The sequence below is a fragment of the Pseudomonas sp. GW456-L12 genome (assembly GCF_059424045.1).
In genome coordinates this window covers 254058-274019 of the sequence record NZ_JBWKZA010000004.1, presented here as the reverse complement: position 1 = coordinate 274019, position 19962 = coordinate 254058, and the positions used below count along the sequence as shown (strand labels likewise).

Genomic DNA, 19962 nt, shown 5'->3' with positions numbered 1-19962 from the left:
CTGCCTGAGCGGTAGCCGGGAGCTTCACCACAACCCACTTGATCGAGAGTCTCTCTATGTTTCCTGAAAGCTTCACCTTTTCCATCGCCGACTGGGTCAACAGTTGGGTCGATTCGCTGGTGACCAACTACGGCGATGTGTTCCGCCACATCTCCGACACCCTGCTGTGGGCCATCGTCAACCTCGAAGGCCTGCTGCGCCTGGCGCCCTGGTGGCTGATGCTGGTGATCGTCGGCGGCATCGCCTGGCATTCGACCCGCAAGCTGGTGACCACCGCGGTGATCGTCGGCCTGCTGTTCCTGGTGGGTGCGGTCGGCCTGTGGGACAAGCTGATGCAGACCCTGGCACTGATGCTGGTGGCGACCTTCATTTCGGTGCTGATCGGCATTCCCCTGGGGATCCTCTCGGCGCGCAGCAATCGCCTGCGTTCGGTGCTGATGCCGCTCTTGGACATCATGCAGACCATGCCGAGCTTCGTGTACCTGATCCCGGTGCTGATGCTGTTCGGCCTGGGCAAGGTGCCGGCGATCTTCGCCACCGTGATCTACGCCGCGCCGCCGCTGATCCGCCTGACCGACCTGGGCATTCGCCAGGTCGACGGCGAAGTCATGGAGGCGATCAACGCCTTCGGCGCCAACCGCTGGCAGCAACTGTTCGGCGTGCAACTGCCGCTGGCCCTGCCGAGCATCATGGCCGGGATCAACCAGACCACCATGATGGCCCTGTCGATGGTGGTGATCGCCTCGATGATCGGTGCCCGTGGCCTGGGTGAAGACGTGCTGGTGGGCATCCAGACCCTCAACGTCGGCCGTGGCCTGGAAGCCGGCCTGGCGATCGTGATTCTGGCCGTGGTCATCGACCGTATTACCCAAGCCTATGGTCGTCCACGCCATGAGGTGAGCAAATGAACGACGCAATCGTGAGCAAGATCGAAGTCAAGAACGTCTTCAAGATTTTCGGCAACCGTTCGGCCGACGCGCTGAACATGATTCGCCAGAACAAGACCAAGGACCAGGTGCTGGCCGAGACCGGCTGCGTGGTCGGGGTCAACGACCTGTCGCTGAGCATCGGCACTGGCGAGATCTTCGTGATCATGGGCCTGTCCGGCTCCGGCAAGTCGACCCTGGTGCGCCACTTCAACCGCCTGATCGACCCGACCAGCGGCGCGATCCTGGTGGATGGCGTGGACATCCTGCAATACGACATGGAAGCCCTGCGCGAATTTCGCCGGCACAAGATCAGCATGGTGTTCCAGAGCTTCGGCCTGCTGCCACACAAGACCGTGCTGGAAAACACCGCCTATGGCCTCAAGGTGCGGGGCGAGAGCAAGGAAGTCTGCACCGAGCGCGCGCTGCACTGGATCAACACCGTGGGCCTCAAGGGCTACGAGAACAAGTACCCGCACCAGCTGTCCGGCGGCATGCGCCAGCGCGTCGGCCTGGCCCGCGCCCTGGCGGCGGACACCGACATCATCCTGATGGACGAGGCCTTCAGCGCCCTCGACCCGCTGATCCGCGCCGAGATGCAGGACCAGCTGCTGGAGCTGCAAAAGACCCTGCACAAGACCATCGTCTTCATTACCCACGACCTCGACGAGGCCGTGCGCATCGGCAACCGCATCGCGATCCTCAAGGATGGCCGGCTGATCCAGGTCGGCACGCCGAAAGAGATCCTGCATTCGCCGGCGGACGAGTATGTCGACCGTTTCGTGCAGCGACGCGCGGCGGTGGTTTAAAGGCTTGGGGCGGGCCTCTTCCCCTGTAGGAGCGAGGCTTGCCCGCGAAGGCGGCGGTAAAGCTGCATCAATGTTCAGGTTGTACCCGTGAGGTCGAAGATGTCGCAGGCTGAAAAAATCGTTATCGCCGACGCCCCGTTGCGTTGGCAGGATGTGGTCGCCGTGGCCCGGCATGGCGCGCAGCTCGAGCTGTCGGCCCAGGCCTGGGCGCGCATCGAGAATGCCCAGGCCATCGTCCAGCGCATTGTCGTCAGCGGCGAACGCGCCTATGGCATCAACACCGGCCTTGGCGCGCTGTGCAACGTTTCGCTGCAGGACGAACAGCTCAGCCAGCTGTCGCGCAACACCCTGCTCAGCCATGCCTGTGGCGTGGGTGCGCCGCTGGCCGACGAGCAGACCCGGGCGATCATGTGCGCGGCTGTCGTCAACTACAGCCACGGCAAGTCCGGCCTGCATCGCCGGGTGGTCGAGGCGCTGCTGGCCCTGCTCAATCGCGGTATCACCCCGCAGGTACCGTCCCAGGGTTCGGTGGGTTACCTGACCCACATGGCCCATATCAGCATCGCCTTGCTCGGTGTCGGCCAGGTCAGCTACCGCGGGCAGGTCGTGTCGGCCGAGCAGGCGCTGGCGGCGGAAGGCCTGGAACCGGTGCAACTGGGGGCCAAGGACGGTCTGTGCCTGGTCAACGGTACGCCGTGCATGACCGGCCTGAGCTGCCTGGCCCTGGCCGATGCCACGCGCCTGCTGCAATGGGCCGACGTGATCGGCGCCATGAGCTTCGAGGCCCAGCGCGGGCAGATCGCCGCGTTCGACGCCGAGATCATCGCGCTCAAGCCGCACCCGGGCATGCAGCAGGTCGGCATCAACCTGCGCGCCTTGCTCGACGGCAGCGAAGTGATTGCCGCCAGCAAAGGCATCCGCACCCAGGATGCCCTGAGCATCCGTTCCATCCCGCAGGTTCACGGCGCTGCCCGCGATCAGCTGGCGCATGCGACGCAGCAGGTCGAAACCGAGCTCAACTCGGTCACCGATAACCCGATGGTGCTGGGCACTCCGGACAACTACCGGGTGATGTCCCAGGCCAACCCCCACGGCCAGTCGGTGGCTTTGGCGGCGGACCTGCTGGCGATCGCCATGGCCGAGATCGGCTCGATCGCCGAGCGCCGCCTGGACCGCCTGATCAACCCCCATGTCAGTGGTTTGCCGGCGTTCCTGGTGAGCAACCCCGGGGTCAACTCCGGGATGATGATCGTCCAGTACGTCGCTGCCTCGCTGTGCGCGGAAAACCGCCAGCTGGCGCAACCGGCGGTGCTCGACAACTACGTCACCTCCGGCCTGCAGGAAGATCACCTGAGCCTGGGCACCAATGCCGCGCTGAAGCTTTCCCGCGCGCTGGAAAACTGCACCCAGATCCTCGCCATCGAATACCTGCTGGCGGCCCAGGCCTTCGAATTTCTCAAGGAGCAGCGTTTCGGTGCCGGCACCGAGGCGGCCTGGAAGCTCCTGCGCCAGCGGGTTCCGGCCTATGACCAGGATCGCTGGCTGGCCCCGGACATCGCCAGCGCGGCGGCGCTGCTCAAGGCTCCGGCCTTGCTGCAGGAGGTTTTACCGGGCGTGCGCTGAAGCGCGCCCTGCAAGAACAGGATTTTCCAAGACAACGGTTTCCACGAAAAACCAGCGTGCCAAGGCGCCACTCGCTCACAAACGGCGGGCTGCGACGGACAACGGAAGCTTCCGGAGCGACTGGTAGTTAATAACAAACTCTCAAAAGGAGCATGAATGTGACTGCGCTAAATCTGATTCCCGGCCAACTGACCCTGGCCCAACTGCGTGCCGTCTACCAACAGCCGGTAACCCTCAGCCTCGATAACAGCGCCTCGGCACAGATCGACGCCAGCGTCGCCTGTGTCGAGCAGATCCTTGCCGAGAACCGCACCGCCTACGGCATCAACACCGGTTTCGGCCTGCTGGCCTCGACCCGTATCGCCAGCGAAGACCTGGAAAACCTCCAGCGCTCCCTGGTGCTGTCCCATGCCGCCGGTGTCGGCGAGCCGATCAGCGACGCCCTGGTGCGCCTGGTCATGGTGCTCAAGGTCAACAGCCTGAGCCGTGGTTTCTCCGGTATCCGCCGCCAGGTGATCGACGCGCTGATCGCCCTGGTCAATGCCGAGGTCTACCCGCATATCCCGCTCAAGGGTTCGGTGGGCGCTTCCGGCGACCTCGCGCCGCTGGCCCATATGTCCCTGGTGCTGCTGGGTGAAGGCAAGGCCCGTTATAAAGGCCAATGGCTGGACGCCACCGAAGCCCTGAGCGTGGCCGGCCTCAAGCCGCTGACCCTGGCGGCCAAGGAAGGCCTGGCGCTGCTCAACGGCACCCAGGTTTCCACCGCTTTTGCCCTGCGCGGCCTGTTCGAAGGCGAAGACCTGTTCGCCGGCGCCCTGGCCTGCGGCGGCCTGACCGTCGAGGCGGTGCTGGGCTCGCGTTCGCCGTTCGATGCGCGGATTCATGCCGCCCGTGGCCAGAAAGGCCAGATCGACGCCGCCGCGGCTTACCGCGACTTGCTGGGCGACAGCAGCGAAGTCTCCAAGTCGCACCAGAACTGCGACAAGGTGCAGGACCCGTACTCCCTGCGCTGCCAGCCACAGGTCATGGGCGCCTGCCTGACTCAGTTCCGCCAGGCCGCCGAGGTGCTGGTGGTCGAAGCCAACGCCGTGTCGGATAACCCACTGGTGTTCGCCGCCGAGGGCGATGTGATCTCCGGTGGCAACTTCCACGCCGAGCCGGTGGCCATGGCCGCCGACAACATGGCCCTGGCCATCGCCGAAATCGGTTCCCTGAGCGAGCGCCGCATCTCGCTGATGATGGACAAGCACATGTCCCAGCTGCCGCCGTTCCTGGTGGCCAATGGCGGGGTCAACTCCGGCTTCATGATCGCCCAGGTGACCGCCGCGGCCCTGGCCAGCGAAAACAAGGCGCTGGCCCATCCGCACTCGGTGGACAGCCTGCCGACTTCCGCCAACCAGGAAGACCATGTGTCCATGGCGCCCGCCGCTGGCAAGCGCCTGTGGGAAATGGCCGAAAACACCCGTGGCATCCTCGCCGTGGAATGGCTGGCGGCCTGCCAGGGCCTGGACCTGCGTGACGGCCTGAAGACCTCGACCAAGCTGGAAAAAGCCCGCACCACCCTGCGTAGCAAAGTGCCGTTCTACGAGAAGGACCGCTTCTTCGCCCCGGACATCAATGCCGCGAGCGAACTGCTGGCGTCCCGTTGCCTGAACGAGCTGCTGCCGGCCAAGTTGCTGCCGAGCCTGTAACGACCATGCCCGTAGCCGCTGACGAGGCACGAGGTTGCGAAGCGGTCCGCAGGACCGCCGTCGGGGGGGGGGGGGGGGGCCTCGTACCTCGGCAGCGGCTACAGGTGGTTCCGGTTTTCTCCGATAAAAATAATTAGGAACGAGAAATGCAACAGCAAGCTCAAGGATTGAAACGCGGGCTGTCCGCCCGACATATTCGCTTCATGGCGCTGGGGTCGGCGATCGGCACCGGGCTGTTCTATGGTTCTGCCTCGGCCATCCAGATGGCCGGTCCCGCGGTCCTCCTGGCCTACCTGATCGGTGGCGCCGCGGTGTTCATGGTGATGCGCGCGCTGGGCGAGATGGCCGTGCACAACCCGGTGTCCGGCTCGTTCGGCCACTACGCCAGCAATTACCTGGGACCACTGCCGGGCTTTATCCTCGGCTGGACCTATGCCTTTGAAATGATCATCGTCTGCCTGGCCGACGTCACGGCCTTCGGCATCTATATGGGCTTCTGGTTTCCGGAAGTGGCGCGCTGGGTCTGGGTGCTCGGCATCGTGTTCCTGATCGGCGGCCTCAACCTGTGCAACGTCAAGGTCTTCGGCGAAATGGAGTTCTGGCTGTCGCTGCTGAAAGTCGGCGCGATTGTCGCGATGATCCTCGCCGGCTTCGGCATCATGTTGTTCGGTATCGGTTCGGCCAGCAACGAGCAGGCCACCGGGGTGGCTAACCTCTGGGCCCACGGCGGCTTCATGCCCCACGGCATCGGCGGCCTGATCGCTTCGTTCGCGGTGGTGATGTTCGCTTTTGGCGGCATCGAGATCATCGGCATCACCGCCGGTGAAGCCAAGGACCCGCAGCGGGTCATCCCCAAGGCGATCAACGCGGTGCCGATGCGCATCCTGCTGTTCTATGTGCTGACCCTGTTCGTGCTGATGGCCATCTATCCATGGCCGCAGATCGGCAGCCAGGGCAGCCCGTTCGTGCAGATCTTCGACAACCTGGGCATCGGCTCGGCGGCGACCATCCTCAATATCGTGGTGATCTCGGCGGCGGTGTCGGCGATCAACAGCGACATCTTCGGCGCCGGACGCATGATGTACGGCCTGGCCCAGCAAGGGCAGGCGCCCAAAGGCTTTGCCCAACTGTCGAAACACGGCGTGCCGTGGATGACCGTGGTGGTCATGGGCGCCGCGCTGCTGGGCGGTGTGCTGCTGAACTACCTGATTCCGGAAAACGTGTTCCTGCTGATTGCCTCGATCGCTACTTTCGCCACGGTCTGGGTCTGGCTGATGATCCTGGTCACCCAGGTGGCCATGCGTCGCTCGATGAGCGCCGAGCAGGTTGCCCAACTGAAATTCCCGGTGCCGTTCTGGCCCTGGGCGCCGGCAGCCGCCATCGTGTTCATGCTGTTCGTCTTCGGCGTGCTGGGTTACTTCCCGCAAACCCAGGCGGCGCTGGCGGTGGGGGCGGTGTGGATCGTGCTGCTGGTGATCGCTTATCTGTTGTGGGTCAAGCCGGCCGCCGGTCAGGCGGTCCAGGTGCACCGCGACCCTTCTTTGTCCCATCGATAACTAACGGAGTCCTCGGATGAAAACTCTCTGGCAACACTGTCACGTCGCAAGCATGGCGCAAGGTGCTTACTCGATCATCGAGGATGCCGCCATCGTGACGTCAGGAGCGCTCATAGAGTGGATCGGCCCGCGCGATCAGGTCCCGGCTGGTAACTATGCCGAGCTGCATGACCTGGCGGGGGCCTGGGTCACCCCGGGCCTGATCGACTGTCACACTCACACGGTATTCGGCGGCAACCGCAGCGGCGAATTCGAGCAACGCCTGCAAGGGGTGAGCTACGCCGAAATCGCCGCGGCCGGTGGCGGTATCGCCAGCACCGTGCGGGCCACCCGCGCGGCGAGCGAGGACGAATTGTTCGACAGCGCCCGCAAACGCTTGAAAAGCCTGCTGCGCGACGGCGTGACCAGCGTCGAGATCAAGTCCGGCTACGGCCTGGACCTGGCCAGCGAACGCAAGATCCTGCGGGTGATCCGGCGCCTGGGCGCCGAGCTGCCGGTCAGTGTGCGCAGCACCTGCCTGGCGGCCCACGCCTTGCCGCCGGAATACGCCGAGCGCTCGGACGACTACATCGAGCACATCTGCCACGAAATGCTCCCGGCCCTGGCGGCCGAGGGCCTGGTGGACGCGGTGGATGCGTTCTGCGAATACCTGGCGTTCTCGCCGGAGCAGGTGGAGCGGGTGTTCATCGCCGCGCACAAGCTTGGCCTGCCGGTGAAACTGCACGCCGAGCAGCTGTCGTCGTTGCATGGCTCCAGCCTGGCGGCGCGTTATCACGCGCTGTCGGCCGACCATCTGGAGTTCATGACCGAGGAGGACGCCATTGCCATGGCCGAGGCCGGCACCGTCGCCGTGCTGCTGCCGGGCGCGTTCTATTTCCTGCGCGAAACCCAGCTGCCGCCGATGGAGGCGCTGCGCAAGCACGGGGTGAAGATCGCCGTGGCCAGCGACCTCAACCCCGGCACTTCGCCGGCGCTGTCCCTGCGCCTGATGCTGAACATGGCCTGCACCTGTTTCCGTATGACGCCGGAAGAAGCCCTGGCCGGCGTGACTCTGCATGCGGCCACCGCGCTGGGCATGGAGCAGACCCACGGTTCACTGGAGGTCGGCAAGGTGGCGGACTTCGTTGCCTGGCAGATTGATCGTCCCGCCGACCTGGCCTACTGGCTGGGCGGTGACCTGGAAAAACGCGTCGTGCGCCACGGCGTTGAAGTGGATTTATAGGAGAAGGGTTGTGGATAAGGTTCTGAACTTCAAACAAGGCCGGGTGCCGCTGCTGATCAGCATGCCCCACGCTGGCCTGCGCCTGACACCGGCGGTCGAGGCCGGGCTGATCCCCGAGGCGCAAAGCCTGCCGGATACCGACTGGCACATTCCCCAGCTCTACGCGTTTGCCGAGGAACTGGGCGCCAGCACCCTGGCGGCCGAGTATTCGCGTTTCGTCATCGACCTCAATCGCCCATCCGACGACAAGCCTCTCTATGTCGGCGCCACCACCGGGTTGTACCCGGCCACGCTGTTCGATGGCGTGCCGCTGTTCCGTGAGGGGCTGGAGCCGTCGAAGCAGGAGCGGGCGACTTACCTGGAGAAGGTCTGGACGCCTTATCACGGCACTTTGCAGCAGGAGCTGGCACGGTTGAAGGCCGAGTTCGGCTATGCCTTGCTGTTCGATGCGCATTCGATCCGTTCGCTGATCCCGCATCTGTTCGAAGGCAAGCTGCCGGACTTCAACCTGGGCACCTTCAATGGCGCCAGCTGCGATGCCGAACTGGCCAGCCAGCTGGAAGCGATCTGCGCCCGCCATGCCGACTACAGCCACGTGCTCAACGGCCGTTTCAAGGGCGGCCATATCACCCGGCACTACGGCAACCCGGCCGAGAACATCCATGCCGTGCAGCTGGAGCTGGCGCAGAGCACCTACATGGAAGAGTTCGAGCCGTTCCGCTACCGCGACGATCTGGCGGCGCCGACCCAGGTGGTACTCAAGCAGCTGCTGCAAGGGCTGCTGGCCTGGGGGCAGAAGCGCTACGGGCGCTGAAGCCGACAGGAAGCCCTGTAGCCGCTGCCGCAGGCTGCGATAAGGCCGAAGGCCTTCAGCGATCTCAAGGTCCTGCGCCTGCTGCGCAGTCGAGCGCAGCCTTCGGCAGCGGCTACAGGTGCGCCTGGCTTTCCGGGGGGAACAACCGCATTTTTTCCAAGGACATGCTCATTGCGTAATTCGGGTTTATGATGCCGGACGGCAGAATAATTGAAGTCCCCCCAGGGATGACCTCGACCCCTTACGGAGCGCGCAATGCAGACTTTGTACCCGCAGATCAAACCCTATGCCCGGCACGATCTGGCTGTCGACGAACCCCATGTACTGTATGTCGATGAGAGCGGATCCCCGGAAGGCTTGCCGGTGGTGTTCATCCACGGTGGCCCGGGAGCCGGGTGCGATGCCCAGAGTCGCCGTTACTTCGACCCGAACCTGTACCGCATCATCACCTTCGACCAGCGCGGTTGCGGGCGCTCCACCCCGCACGCCAGCCTGGAAAACAACACCACCTGGGACCTGGTCGCCGACCTCGAGCGGATCCGCCTGCACCTGGGCATCGAAAAATGGGTGGTGTTCGGCGGCTCCTGGGGTTCGACCCTGGCCCTGGCTTATGCGCAAACCCATCCTGAACGTGTTCATGGCCTGATTCTGCGTGGGATCTTCCTGTGCCGTCCGCAGGAAATCGAATGGTTCTACCAGGCCGGTGCCAGCCGTCTGTTCCCCGACTACTGGCAGGACTACGTGGCGCCTATCCCGCTGGACGAGCGCGACGACCTGCTCAGCGCCTTCCACAAGCGTCTCGTCGGCAACGACCAGATCGCCCAGATGCATGCGGCCAAGGCCTGGTCGATCTGGGAAGGGCGGACCGCGACCCTGCGGCCGAACCCGCTGGTGGTCGATCGTTTCTCCGAGCCGCAGCGCGCGCTGTCGATTGCCCGGATCGAATGCCACTACTTCACCAACCATGCGTTCCTCGAGCCGAACCAGCTGATTCGCGACATGGGCAAGATCGCCCACCTGCCGGGCGTGATCGTGCATGGTCGCTACGACGTGATCTGCCCGCTGGACAATGCCTGGGAATTGCACCAGGCCTGGCCGAACAGCGAGCTGCAGGTGATCCGCGATGCCGGTCACGCTGCGTCCGAACCGGGCATCACCGATGCGCTGGTGCGTGCCGCTGATCAGATGGCCCGGCGCCTGCTCGACCTGCCGCCCGAAGAAGCATGAAGGGGCTGTTGCAGCGCGTGCGCGGCGCGCGGGTCGAAGTGGCGGGGGAAATCGTCGGGGCGGTGGACCAGGGTTTGCTGGTGCTGGTGGCGGTGGAGCCCGAGGACACTCGGGCCAGTGCCGACAAACTGCTGCACAAGCTGCTTAACTATCGGGTATTCAGTGATGCCGAGGGCAAGATGAACCTGTCCCTGGCCGATGTGGACGGCGGTTTGCTGCTGGTCTCGCAGTTCACCCTGGCCGCGGACACCAAGAACGGCCTGCGCCCGAGCTTTTCCACGGCGGCACCGCCGGCCCTCGGTGAAGAACTTTTTGATTATCTGTTATGCAAGGCGCAACAGTTGCATGGCAAAGTAGCATCAGGGCGCTTCGGGGCGGATATGCAGGTCCATCTGGTCAATGATGGCCCGGTAACCTTCCTGTTACAGACCTGAAAGTGCTTGAAACATCTTTTTCGGCCGGAACCGGCCGAAAATAGGCGTTTTTCGCGATAAATACTTGGTCGCCCCTGATGCGTTGTAACGCGGGCTACTAGATAATCGCGCGCTACGGGGATCAGCGTTCGTTGGTCCGTTTTTGACTTAGGTAGAGACTTGTTCGGGACCGTTTGGGGAATCATTTAGCCCCATCGGAGTCGGAACAATGCTCGCCAACCTGGCATATAGATAGCTGGCCGTTGGTTTTTTGATCTGTTTTCGGCGAGGGTTGCTCGTGATTGTTAGTCCCTGTAATGCACCAAAATTGTCTGCCAAACGGTTACGAAACGCACTGGTGACGGGCTCTGCACTGCTTTGCCTGCTTAGCGCCGGCCAACTCTGGGCATTCAATCTGGATGATGTATCGGCCAAGGCTAAGGATCTGGCCGGGCAGAAGTACGAGGCTCCGCGCAGTAACCTGCCGAACGAATTTCGTGAGATGAAGTTCGCGGACTATCAGAAAATCCGCTTCCTGCCTGAAAAGGCCGAGTGGGCCAAGCAGAAAACCCCATTCAAGCTGTCCTTCTATCATCAGGGCATGCATTTCGACACGCCGGTGAAAATCAACGAAATCACCACGAACACCGTCGAAGAGATCAAATACGACTCGACTCGCTTCGACTTCGGCGACCTCAAGTTCGATCCCAAGGCCACCGAGCAGCTCGGTTATGCGGGCTTTCGCGTGCTGTACCCGATCAACAAGGCGGACAAGCAGGACGAAATCATGACCATGCTCGGCGCGAGCTACTTCCGCGTCGTCGGCAAGGGGCACGTCTATGGTCTGTCGGCCCGTGGCCTGGCCATCGACACCGCGCTGCCGTCCGGTGAGGAATTCCCGCGCTTTACCGAATTCTGGATCCAGCAACCCAAGCCGACCGACAAGCACCTGGTGATCTTCGCCCTGCTGGATTCGCCGCGCGCCACTGGTGCCTATCGCCTGACCCTGCGTCCAGGCAGCGACACCATCGTCGACGTCAAGGCCCGGATGTTCCTGCGTGACAAGGTCGGCAAGCTGGGCATCGCCCCGCTGACCAGCATGTTCCTGTTCGGCGCCAACCAGCCGTCGAAAGTCCTCAACTACCGTCGCGAGCTGCACGATTCCAGCGGCCTGTCGATCCATGCCGGCAACGGCGAGTGGATCTGGCGTCCGCTGAATAACCCGAAACACCTGGCCGTGAGCAACTTCTCGGTGGAAAACCCGCGTGGTTTCGGTCTGCTGCAGCGTGGCCGCGACTTCAGCCACTATGAAGACCTCGACGACCGCTACGACAAGCGCCCAAGCGCCTGGATCGAGCCGAAGGGCGACTGGGGCAAAGGCACCGTCGACCTGGTAGAGATCCCGACCGCGGACGAAACCAACGACAACATCGTGGCGTTCTGGAGCCCGGAAAAGCAGCCTGAGCCAGGCCAGCCGTTCGATTTCGCCTATCGCCTGCACTGGACCATGGACGAAGCTTCCCTGCATTCGCCGGACAGCTCCTGGGTCGAGCAGACCCTGCGCTCCACCGGTGACGTCAAGCAATCCAACCTGATCCGCCAACCGGACGGCAGCGTGGCCTACCTGGTGGACTTCGAAGGTCCATCCCTGGCGGCATTGCCGGAAGACACCGAGGTGCGCAGCCAGGTCAGTGTCGGCGACAACGCCGAGCTGGTGGAAAACAGCGTGCGCTACAACCCTGAAACCAAGGGCTGGCGCCTGACCCTGCGGATGAAGATCAAGGACCCGAGCAAATCCACCGAGATGCGCGCGGCCCTGGTCAAGAACGCCACCCCTGTCGAGCCGGCCAAGGCCGTGTCGCCAGCCTCCAGCGCCTCCATTGCCAAGGCCGACAAAGTCGCCGCCAAGCAGCAGGAGAAGAAAGAGGCGGATGCCAAGCAAGCCGACGCCAAGCCGGCCAAGGACGCCAAGAACCACAAAGACGCCAAGCAGCCTGCGGCTGCCGAGGCGGCCCCAGCCACACCGGAATCTGTCCCGACCGAGCAAGTCCTGACCGAGACCTGGAGCTACCAGTTGCCTGCCGATGAGTAACGCTCAAGTACAGCCAGAGACTCTTGCCGAGTATCTGGCGCACCTGCCAATGACCGATGAGCAGCGCGCGGAACTCGCGGGCTGCAAGTCCTTCAGTGAACTGCACGAACGCCTGTCGTCGTCGACGTTCGACGCGCCTGCCGATGCCGCCCAGGCCTCGGTGGGCCGCCGGCTGACCCTGGGTTCCGCCGAGGAACTGATCGATGCCGAGATGCTGGCGCTCGACGCCAGCGGTCGCGTGTGCCTCAAGGCCACGCCGCCGATCCGTCGGACCAAGGTGGTTCCCGAGCCATGGCGCACCAATATCCTGGTGCGTGGCTGGCGGCGCCTGACCGGTCGGACCAATCCGCCGCAGCCACCGAAAGATCAGAACGTGCTGCCGGCCGCCCGCTGGCGCACCGTCGGTTCGATCCGTCGCTACATCCTGTTGCTGCTGATGCTTGGCCAGACCATCGTCGCCGGCTGGTACATGAAAGGCATCATGCCGTACCAGGGCTGGTCGTTCGTCGACCTGGAAGAAGTCATGCATCAGCCATTGATGCAGACCGCCACCCAGGTACTGCCGTATGCCCTGCAGACCAGCATCCTGATCATGTTCGGCATTCTGTTCTGCTGGGTCTCGGCCGGTTTCTGGACCGCGCTGATGGGCTTCCTTGAGCTGCTCACCGGGCATGACAAATACCGCATTTCCGGCAAAAGCGCCGGTAACGAGCCGATCCCCAAGGATGCCCGTACCGCGCTGGTCATGCCGATCTGCAACGAAGACGTGCCGCGGGTATTCGCCGGCTTGCGGGCGACCTTCGAGTCGGTCGCGGCCACTGGTGACCTGGACCGCTTCGACTTCTTCGTGCTCAGCGACAGTAACGAGACCGATATCTGCGTGGCCGAGCAACAGGCCTGGCTGGACGTCTGCCGCGAAACCAAGGGGTTCGGCAAGATCTTCTATCGCCGTCGCCGCCGTCGGGTGAAGCGCAAGAGCGGTAACCTCGACGACTTCTGCCGCCGTTGGGGTGGCGACTACAAGTACATGGTGGTGCTCGACGCCGACAGCGTGATGAGCGGCGAATGCCTGACCAGCCTGGTGCGCCTGATGGAAGCCACGCCGGACGCCGGGATCATCCAGACCGCGCCGAAAGCCTCGGGCATGGACACCCTGTATGCGCGCATGCAGCAGTTCGCCACCCGCGTCTACGGCCCGCTGTTCACCGCCGGCCTGCACTTCTGGCAGCTGGGCGAATCCCACTACTGGGGCCATAACGCGATCATCCGCATGAAGCCGTTCATCGAGCACTGCGCCCTGGCGCCGTTGCCCGGTAAAGGCGCCTTCGCCGGTGCGATCCTGTCCCACGACTTCGTCGAAGCGGCGCTGATGCGTCGCGCCGGCTGGGGCGTGTGGATTGCCTACGATCTGCCGGGCAGCTATGAAGAGCTGCCGCCGAACCTGCTGGACGAGCTCAAGCGCGACCGGCGCTGGTGCCACGGCAACCTGATGAACTTCCGCCTGTTCCTGGTCAAGGGCATGCACCCGGTGCACCGTGCGGTGTTCCTCACCGGGGTGATGTCCTACCTGTCGGCGCCGTTGTGGTTCTTCTTCCTCGTGCTGTCGACGGCGCTGCTGGCGGTCAACACGCTGATGGAGCCGCAGTACTTCCTGGAGCCGCGCCAGCTGTATCCGCTGTGGCCGCAATGGCATCCGGACAAGGCGATCGCGCTGTTCTCGACCACTATCGTGCTGCTGTTCCTGCCGAAGCTGTTGAGCATCATCCTGATCTGGGCCAAGGGCGCGAAAGAGTTCGGCGGCAAGTTCAAGGTGACCCTGTCGATGCTGCTGGAGATGCTGTTCTCCATGCTGCTTGCGCCGGTACGGATGATCTTCCACACCCGTTTCGTGCTGGCCGCGTTCCTGGGCTGGGCCGCGACCTGGAACTCGCCACAACGTGACGACGACTCCACGCCGTGGAGCGAAGCGGTGCGCCGCCATGGTCCGCAGACCCTGCTGGGCTTCTGCTGGGCGCTGCTGGTGATCTGGCTGAACCCGAGCTTCCTCTGGTGGCTGGTGCCGATCGTCGGTTCGCTGATGCTGTCGATCCCGGTGTCGGTGATTTCCAGCCGCGTCGGCCTGGGCCTGAAGTCCCGTGACGAAAGCCTGTTCCTGATCCCCGAGGAATACGCGCCGCCCCAGGAACTGCTGTCCACCGACCAGTACACCCATGAAAACCGTTGGCATGCGCTGAACGACGGTTTCATCCGGGCAGTGGTCGATCCGCAGCAGAACGCCCTGGCCTGTGCCCTGGCGACGTCCCGGCACGGCCTGGCCGAGCCGATCGAGTGGCTGCGTATCGAACGTGTCCGCCATGCCCTGAAAGTCGGGCCGGCGGCGCTGAACAACGGCGAGCGCCTGGCGCTGCTGAGCGATCCGGTGGCCCTGGCCCGCCTGCACGAGCAGGTCTGGAGCGAAGGCCACGCCGACTGGCTGAGCGCCTGGCGGCAATCGGTGGATGAAGATCCTCATGCACCGTTGTTGCCGTTGCGACCGCCAACGACAATCGCCCAACCGGCCTGATGACAACGCCCTTGAGAGTGCTCTCAAGGGCGTTGTTGTTTGTGGCGTCCGTTTTTTGTCGTCCCCTCTGTAACAACAAATCCTGGTCAAGCCCTTGTGCAAATAGGCGGGTGAGTTAGCATCGCACCCCGAATTGCCGCGAGCGGGCCCATGGTGTCCGTATCTGCCGGTTTTCCAAGGGAAAACCGGCCGCGGGTTCACCTCACAATAAAATGGGTTCAGGGGACTTGAAGATGAAGAAGTATCTCTCGATGCTGCTGCTCGGCGTCACGGCAATGCTGGCGGTCAATGCAGCCCAGGCTGGCGCCATCGATGATGCGGTCAAGCGCGGCACGCTGAAAGTCGGCATGGACCCGACCTACATGCCGTTCGAGATGACCAACAAGCGCGGCGAGATCATCGGTTTCGAGGTCGATATCCTCAAGGCCATGACCAAGGCCATGGGCGTCAAGCTGGAGCTGGTTTCCACCGGCTACGACGGCATCATCCCGGCCCTGCTGACCGACAAATTCGACATGATCGGCAGTGGCATGACCCTGACCCAGGAACGCAACCTGCGCCTGAACTTCAGCGAACCCTTCATCGTGGTCGGCCAGACCCTGCTGATCCGCAAGGAGCTGGAAGGCACCATCAAGTCCTATAAAGACCTGAACACCGCCGACTACCGCATCACCTCCAAGCTGGGCACCACCGGCGAAATGGTCGCCAAGAAGCTGATCGCCAAGGCCAAGTACCATGGCTACGACAACGAGCAGGAAGCCGTGCTCGACGTGGTCAACGGCAAGGCCGACGCCTTTATCTACGACGCCCCGTACAACGTGGTGGCGCTGAGCAAGGTCGGCAACGGCAAGCTTACGTTCCTCGACAAGCCGTTCACCTACGAGCCCCTGGCGTTCGGCCTGAAGAAGGGGGACTACGACAGCCTCAACTTCATCAACAACTTCCTGCACCAGATCCACGAAGACGGCACCTACGATCGCATCCATGACAAGTGGTTCAAGAGCACCGAGTGGCTCAAGGACATGGAATAACACTCGGTCAGACAGACCGAGTCGCCCCCATTCGCGGGCAAGCCTCGCTCCTACGGATTCATGCAATCCCTGTAGGAGCGAGCCGGCTCGCGATGGCGTCCTGATCGGCAATACCGAACCTCCCCGCTGCAAACGGCTGGAACCTGCAAAGTGATCAAACATAAAAAAGCCCAATGGCCCTGGCACGTACTGACCGTGCTGGTGCTGATCGGCCTGGCCGGCGCGTTGTACTACGCCACCTCGCTGATGTCCTACGAGTGGCGCTGGAACCGCGTACCACAGTACTTCGCCTACCAGGCCGAGGAATCGCAGCGGGCGGCGGACATCTCCACCGTCAGCGAGCTGGTGCGCAAAGGCGGCAAGGCCGAGGTCACGCTGCGCAACGACGCGGGCGACGAGCAACAGCTGACGGTCGACGAGAACAGCCTGCAAGTTGCCCGTGGCGACGATGTGGCCGAAGGCGATGTGATCGGCGTGACCCGTCACTGGGCGGCCGGACCGCTGCTGCTGGGCCTGTGGACCACCTTGTGGCTGTCGGTGGTGTCCGGGGTGCTGGGGCTGTTCATCGGCCTGGCGACCGGGCTTTGCCGGCTGTCGAACAACCCGACCCTGCGCGATCTGTCGACCATCTATGTCGAACTGGTACGCGGCACGCCATTGCTGGTGCAGATTTTCATTTTCTATTTCTTCATCGGCACGGTGCTGAACCTGTCCCGCGAGTTCGCCGGGATCGCCGCGCTGTCGTTGTTCACCGGTGCCTATGTGGCGGAAATCGTCCGCGCCGGCGTGCAGTCGATCGCTCGCGGCCAGAATGAGGCGGCCCGCTCCCTGGGCCTGAACGCCAGCCAGTCGATGCGCCATGTGGTGCTGCCGCAGGCTTTCAAGCGCGTGCTGCCGCCGCTGGCCGGGCAGTTCATCAGCCTGGTGAAGGACACCTCGCTGGTATCGGTGATCGCCATCACCGAGCTGCTCAAGAGCGGACGTGAAGTCATCACCACCTCGTTCTCGCCGTTCGAGATCCTGTTCTGCGTGGCGGCCCTGTACCTGTTGATCAACCTGCCGCTGTCGAAGATGGCCAGCCGGCTTGAGCGGAGGCTCGCGCAAAGTGATTGAAGTTCGCGATCTGGTAAAAGTCTTCGACACCCGGGGCCAGGTGGTCCGCGCGGTGGATAACGTCACCACCCGCGTGGCCAAGGGCGAAGTGCTGGTGGTGATCGGTCCGTCCGGCTCCGGCAAATCGACCTTCCTGCGTTGCCTCAACGGCCTGGAGCAGTTCGATTCCGGCTCGGTGAGCATCGACGGCCTGCAACTGGCCGACCCGAAGACCGATGTGAATGCCTATCGCCGCGAAGTCGGCATGGTGTTCCAGCACTTCAACCTGTTCCCGCACATGACCGTGCTGGAAAACCTCTGCCTGGCGCAGAAGGTGGTGCGCAAGCGCGGCAAGCAGGAGCGCGAGGCCAAGGCCCTGGCGTTGCTGGAGAAGGTCGGTATCGCGCAGAAGGCCAACGAATTCCCGTCGCGGCTCTCCGGCGGCCAGCAGCAGCGCGTGGCCATCGCCCGGGCGCTGGCCATGGAACCCAAGGTCATGCTGTTCGACGAGCCGACTTCGGCGCTGGACCCGGAAATGGTCGGCGAAGTGCTGGATGTGATGAAGACCCTGGCCCTGGAAGGCATGACCATGGTCTGCGTGACCCACGAAATGGGCTTCGCCCGGGAGGTGGCGGATCGGGTGCTGTTCTTCGATCACGGCAAATTGCTGGAAGACGCCTCGCCAGCGGCGTTCTTCGATGCACCCAAAGACCCGCGGGCCCAGGCGTTTTTGCGTCAGGTCCTGTAGGTTTTCCTCCGGCTGAAACCCATCGCGGGCAAGCCTCGCTCCTACAGATAAAGGTCATCTGTAGGAGCGAGGCTTGCCCGCGATTGTTTCACCCCGATATCAAGCGAAACCGGCTCGGATCAAACCCGGAAGCGCCCGACCAGGGTCTGCAAATGGGTCCCCAGGCGCGCCAGCTCGACGCTGGAGGCCGCTGTCTCTTCACTGGCTGCCGAGGTCTGCTCGGACACGTCGCGCACGTTCAGCACGCTTCTGTTGATTTCCTCGGCCACAGCGCTCTGCTGTTCGGCCGCGGCGGCGATCTGCTGGTTCATCGCCTGGATCGCCGAGACGGTGCGGGTGATGTTTTCCAGCGAGCCACCGGCACGGCGGGTCAGTTCGACGCTGCTGTCGGTCAGGCTGCGGCTGTTGTCCATGATGTTGGCCACTTCCTGGGTGCCGTTCTGCAGGCCGACGATCAGCTCCTCGATCTCTTCGGTGGACTTCTGGGTGCGCTGCGCCAGGCTGCGTACCTCGTCGGCGACCACGGCGAAACCGCGACCGGCTTCGCCCGCGCGGGCGGCTTCGATGGCGGCGTTGAGGGCCAGCAGGTTGGTCTGCTGGGCGACCGACTTAATCACGTCGAGCACGCTGCCGATCTTGTCGCTTTCCTGCTTCAGGTGGCCCATGGCCGCGGTGGAATTGCCGACCTCGGCGGCCAGGCGCTCGATCTGTGCGATGGCCTCGCCGACCACCTTGTCGCCTTCGCGGGCCTGCTGATCGGCGGCGACCGCGGCTTCCGAGGCTTCTTCGGCGTTGCGCGCGACTTCCTGGACCGTGGCGGCCATTTCATTCATGGCGGTGGCGACCTGGTCGGTCTCGACTTTCTGGCTGTTGACCCCGGCGCTGGTCTGCTCGGTCACCGCCGACAGCTGCTCGGCGGCGCTGGCAATCTGGGTGACGCCATCGCTGATGCCGCCGATCAGCTCGCGCAGGCTCAGGGTCATGCGTTGCATGGCCCGTTGCAGCTGGCCGAGCTCGTCGCGCCGCTCGACCTGCAGGTTCTCGCTGAGATCGCCCGAGGCGACACGCTCGACCACCTTGAGGGTCTGGCGCAGCGGGATGACGATCTGCCGGGTGATGCTCCAGGCGGCGACCAGGCCGAACAGCAGGGCCAGCGCGGTGACGATGGCCAGGGTGCTTCTGGCCTTTGCGGCGTCGCTGTCGCGTTTGTGGGTTTGTGCGGCGGTCAGCTGCTTGCTGACTTCCATCAGGCGGTCGCCCTGGGCCGCCATGCGTTTGAGGGCGGCGGCGCTGGCCACCTGGGAGTCGCGGAAGTCGCTGACCGCCGAGCGATAGCCTTTCAGGGCGTCGGTGGCCTGTTGCAGGTTGGCCAGGTGCTGTTCCGGCAGCTTGGCCGGCAGGCTGGCGAGGTTGTTCAGGGCGTTGTCGATGGCGTCCAGCGCCGGCTGTTCGGCCTCGGCCTTGCCGCTGTAGGTGTAGCCGCGGACCTGGAAACGCGCCTGCTGGATCAGCTTGCTCAGGTCGATGACGCTGTTGAATTGCGCCACGCTGTCGCCCTGCAGCATGGATTTCTCCACTTCGGCCACCCGGGCCACGGCGTTATCGGCGGTGGCGCCCAGTTTGGCGCGAGCGGCTTCACGGCTGGCGGTGGCGCGGGTCATGTCGGCGAAGGCCAGCTTGTACTCGCTGACGGCGGCGATCTGTTGGTCGATCATGGCGATGCTTTCAGGCATTTCCAGCATCTTGCGTGCGCGTTGCAAGCCGTCGTCGAGCTTGGTCAGCAGCTCGCTGACCGGCCCCGGGCCTTGTTCGCCACGGCGCATTTCATAGTCCAGGCGCGCGTTGCGCAGGTCCTTGGTCAGCTCGTTGAGGCTGGAGATGTAGCCCAGCTTGTCGCCGCGCTCGATCACATTGCCCAGGCCCAGCCAGCCGGTCGCGGTGATCAACAGGGTCAGTAGCAGCACCAGGCCGAAGCCAACGCCGAGTTTGAGGTTGACGCTCACATTTCCCAGACTCTGGGCTAACCAACGGTACATGCCGCGAACTCCCTTGGGCTATTAATAGGTTTTGTACCAAGGCTATCGGCTGCGTCAGATTAATCTGAAGCATCCGTGCAACAGCAGCGAGGCTTGCCGGCGATGGTGCCGTGTCAGGC

At 63.7% G+C, this 19962-nt stretch carries 15 protein-coding genes and 1 pseudogene; 14 read left to right on the top strand and 2 right to left on the bottom strand.

Features of this window, described 5'->3' with window-relative positions; translation table 11 throughout:
• Window positions 1-56: 56 nt before the first annotated feature.
• The 14 genes from AC07Y9_RS07475 to AC07Y9_RS07410 all read left to right on the top strand — a co-directional run bounded on the left by AC07Y9_RS07475 (window position 57) and on the right by AC07Y9_RS07410 (window position 17807).
• Window positions 57-908 (top strand): ABC transporter permease, encoded by an 852-nt coding sequence (locus AC07Y9_RS07475; protein ID WP_102678384.1) that lies wholly within the window; start codon window positions 57-59, stop codon window positions 906-908.
• A complete protein-coding gene (locus AC07Y9_RS07470) occupies window positions 905-1735 on the top strand; it encodes a quaternary amine ABC transporter ATP-binding protein (RefSeq protein WP_007925912.1) in 831 nt (276 codons plus the stop codon). Before AC07Y9_RS07475 ends, AC07Y9_RS07470 begins: the two co-directional genes overlap by 4 nt.
• Before the next feature lie 99 nt (window positions 1736-1834).
• On the top strand, window positions 1835-3358 hold the full coding sequence (gene hutH, locus AC07Y9_RS07465; protein WP_102678383.1) for a histidine ammonia-lyase: 1524 nt from the start codon (window positions 1835-1837) through the stop codon (window positions 3356-3358).
• A gap of 152 nt (window positions 3359-3510) precedes the next feature.
• A complete protein-coding gene (gene hutH, locus AC07Y9_RS07460) occupies window positions 3511-5049 on the top strand; it encodes a histidine ammonia-lyase (protein WP_102678382.1) in 1539 nt (512 codons plus the stop codon).
• A gap of 146 nt (window positions 5050-5195) precedes the next feature.
• Complete coding sequence (locus AC07Y9_RS07455; RefSeq protein WP_007925907.1) at window positions 5196-6605, top strand: amino acid permease; 1410 nt, start codon at window positions 5196-5198, stop codon at window positions 6603-6605.
• Between the two features lie 16 nt (window positions 6606-6621).
• Window positions 6622-7827 carry an imidazolonepropionase gene (hutI, locus tag AC07Y9_RS07450; RefSeq protein WP_102678381.1) on the top strand — a complete coding sequence of 402 codons (1206 nt, stop codon included), beginning with the start codon at window positions 6622-6624 and terminating at the stop codon, window positions 7825-7827.
• Window positions 7828-7837: 10 nt separating this feature from the next.
• The gene (gene hutG, locus AC07Y9_RS07445; protein WP_007925902.1) at window positions 7838-8641 is read left to right on the top strand and encodes an N-formylglutamate deformylase; all 804 of its coding nucleotides are present in this window, start codon (window positions 7838-7840) and stop codon (window positions 8639-8641) included.
• Between the two features lie 255 nt (window positions 8642-8896).
• Complete coding sequence (gene pip / locus AC07Y9_RS07440) at window positions 8897-9868, top strand: prolyl aminopeptidase (RefSeq protein ID WP_007925901.1); 972 nt, start codon at window positions 8897-8899, stop codon at window positions 9866-9868.
• Window positions 9865-10302: a D-aminoacyl-tRNA deacylase gene (gene dtd, locus AC07Y9_RS07435; RefSeq protein WP_007925900.1), complete on the top strand. Its 438-nt coding sequence runs from the start codon at window positions 9865-9867 to the stop codon at window positions 10300-10302. The genes pip and dtd overlap by 4 nt, the downstream gene beginning before the upstream one ends.
• A 277-nt stretch (window positions 10303-10579) precedes the next feature.
• Complete coding sequence (locus tag AC07Y9_RS07430) at window positions 10580-12373, top strand: glucan biosynthesis protein G (protein ID WP_007925899.1); 1794 nt, start codon at window positions 10580-10582, stop codon at window positions 12371-12373.
• The gene (gene mdoH / locus AC07Y9_RS07425) at window positions 12366-14936 is read left to right on the top strand and encodes a glucans biosynthesis glucosyltransferase MdoH (protein ID WP_037034706.1); all 2571 of its coding nucleotides are present in this window, start codon (window positions 12366-12368) and stop codon (window positions 14934-14936) included. Before AC07Y9_RS07430 ends, mdoH begins: the two co-directional genes overlap by 8 nt.
• 233 nt (window positions 14937-15169) lie before the next feature.
• On the top strand, window positions 15170-15967 hold the full coding sequence (locus AC07Y9_RS07420; protein WP_102678380.1) for a transporter substrate-binding domain-containing protein: 798 nt from the start codon (window positions 15170-15172) through the stop codon (window positions 15965-15967).
• A 153-nt stretch (window positions 15968-16120) separates the two neighbouring features.
• Window positions 16121-17080 (top strand): amino acid ABC transporter permease, encoded by a 960-nt coding sequence (locus AC07Y9_RS07415; RefSeq protein ID WP_371858164.1) that lies wholly within the window; start codon window positions 16121-16123, stop codon window positions 17078-17080.
• Window positions 17073-17807 (top strand): amino acid ABC transporter ATP-binding protein, encoded by a 735-nt coding sequence (locus tag AC07Y9_RS07410; protein ID WP_087089752.1) that lies wholly within the window; start codon window positions 17073-17075, stop codon window positions 17805-17807. Before AC07Y9_RS07415 ends, AC07Y9_RS07410 begins: the two co-directional genes overlap by 8 nt.
• Before the next feature lie 119 nt (window positions 17808-17926).
• Here AC07Y9_RS07410 and AC07Y9_RS07405 read toward each other — a convergent pair whose 3' ends face one another.
• Both AC07Y9_RS07405 and AC07Y9_RS07400 read right to left on the bottom strand, forming a co-directional pair.
• The gene (locus AC07Y9_RS07405) at window positions 17927-18640 is read right to left on the bottom strand and encodes a methyl-accepting chemotaxis protein (protein ID WP_371858163.1); all 714 of its coding nucleotides are present in this window, start codon (window positions 18638-18640) and stop codon (window positions 17927-17929) included.
• Between the two features lie 141 nt (window positions 18641-18781).
• Window positions 18782-19843 (bottom strand): annotated as a pseudogene (locus AC07Y9_RS07400) (methyl-accepting chemotaxis protein); the annotation flags it as partial.
• Window positions 19844-19962: the final 119 nt, after the last annotated feature.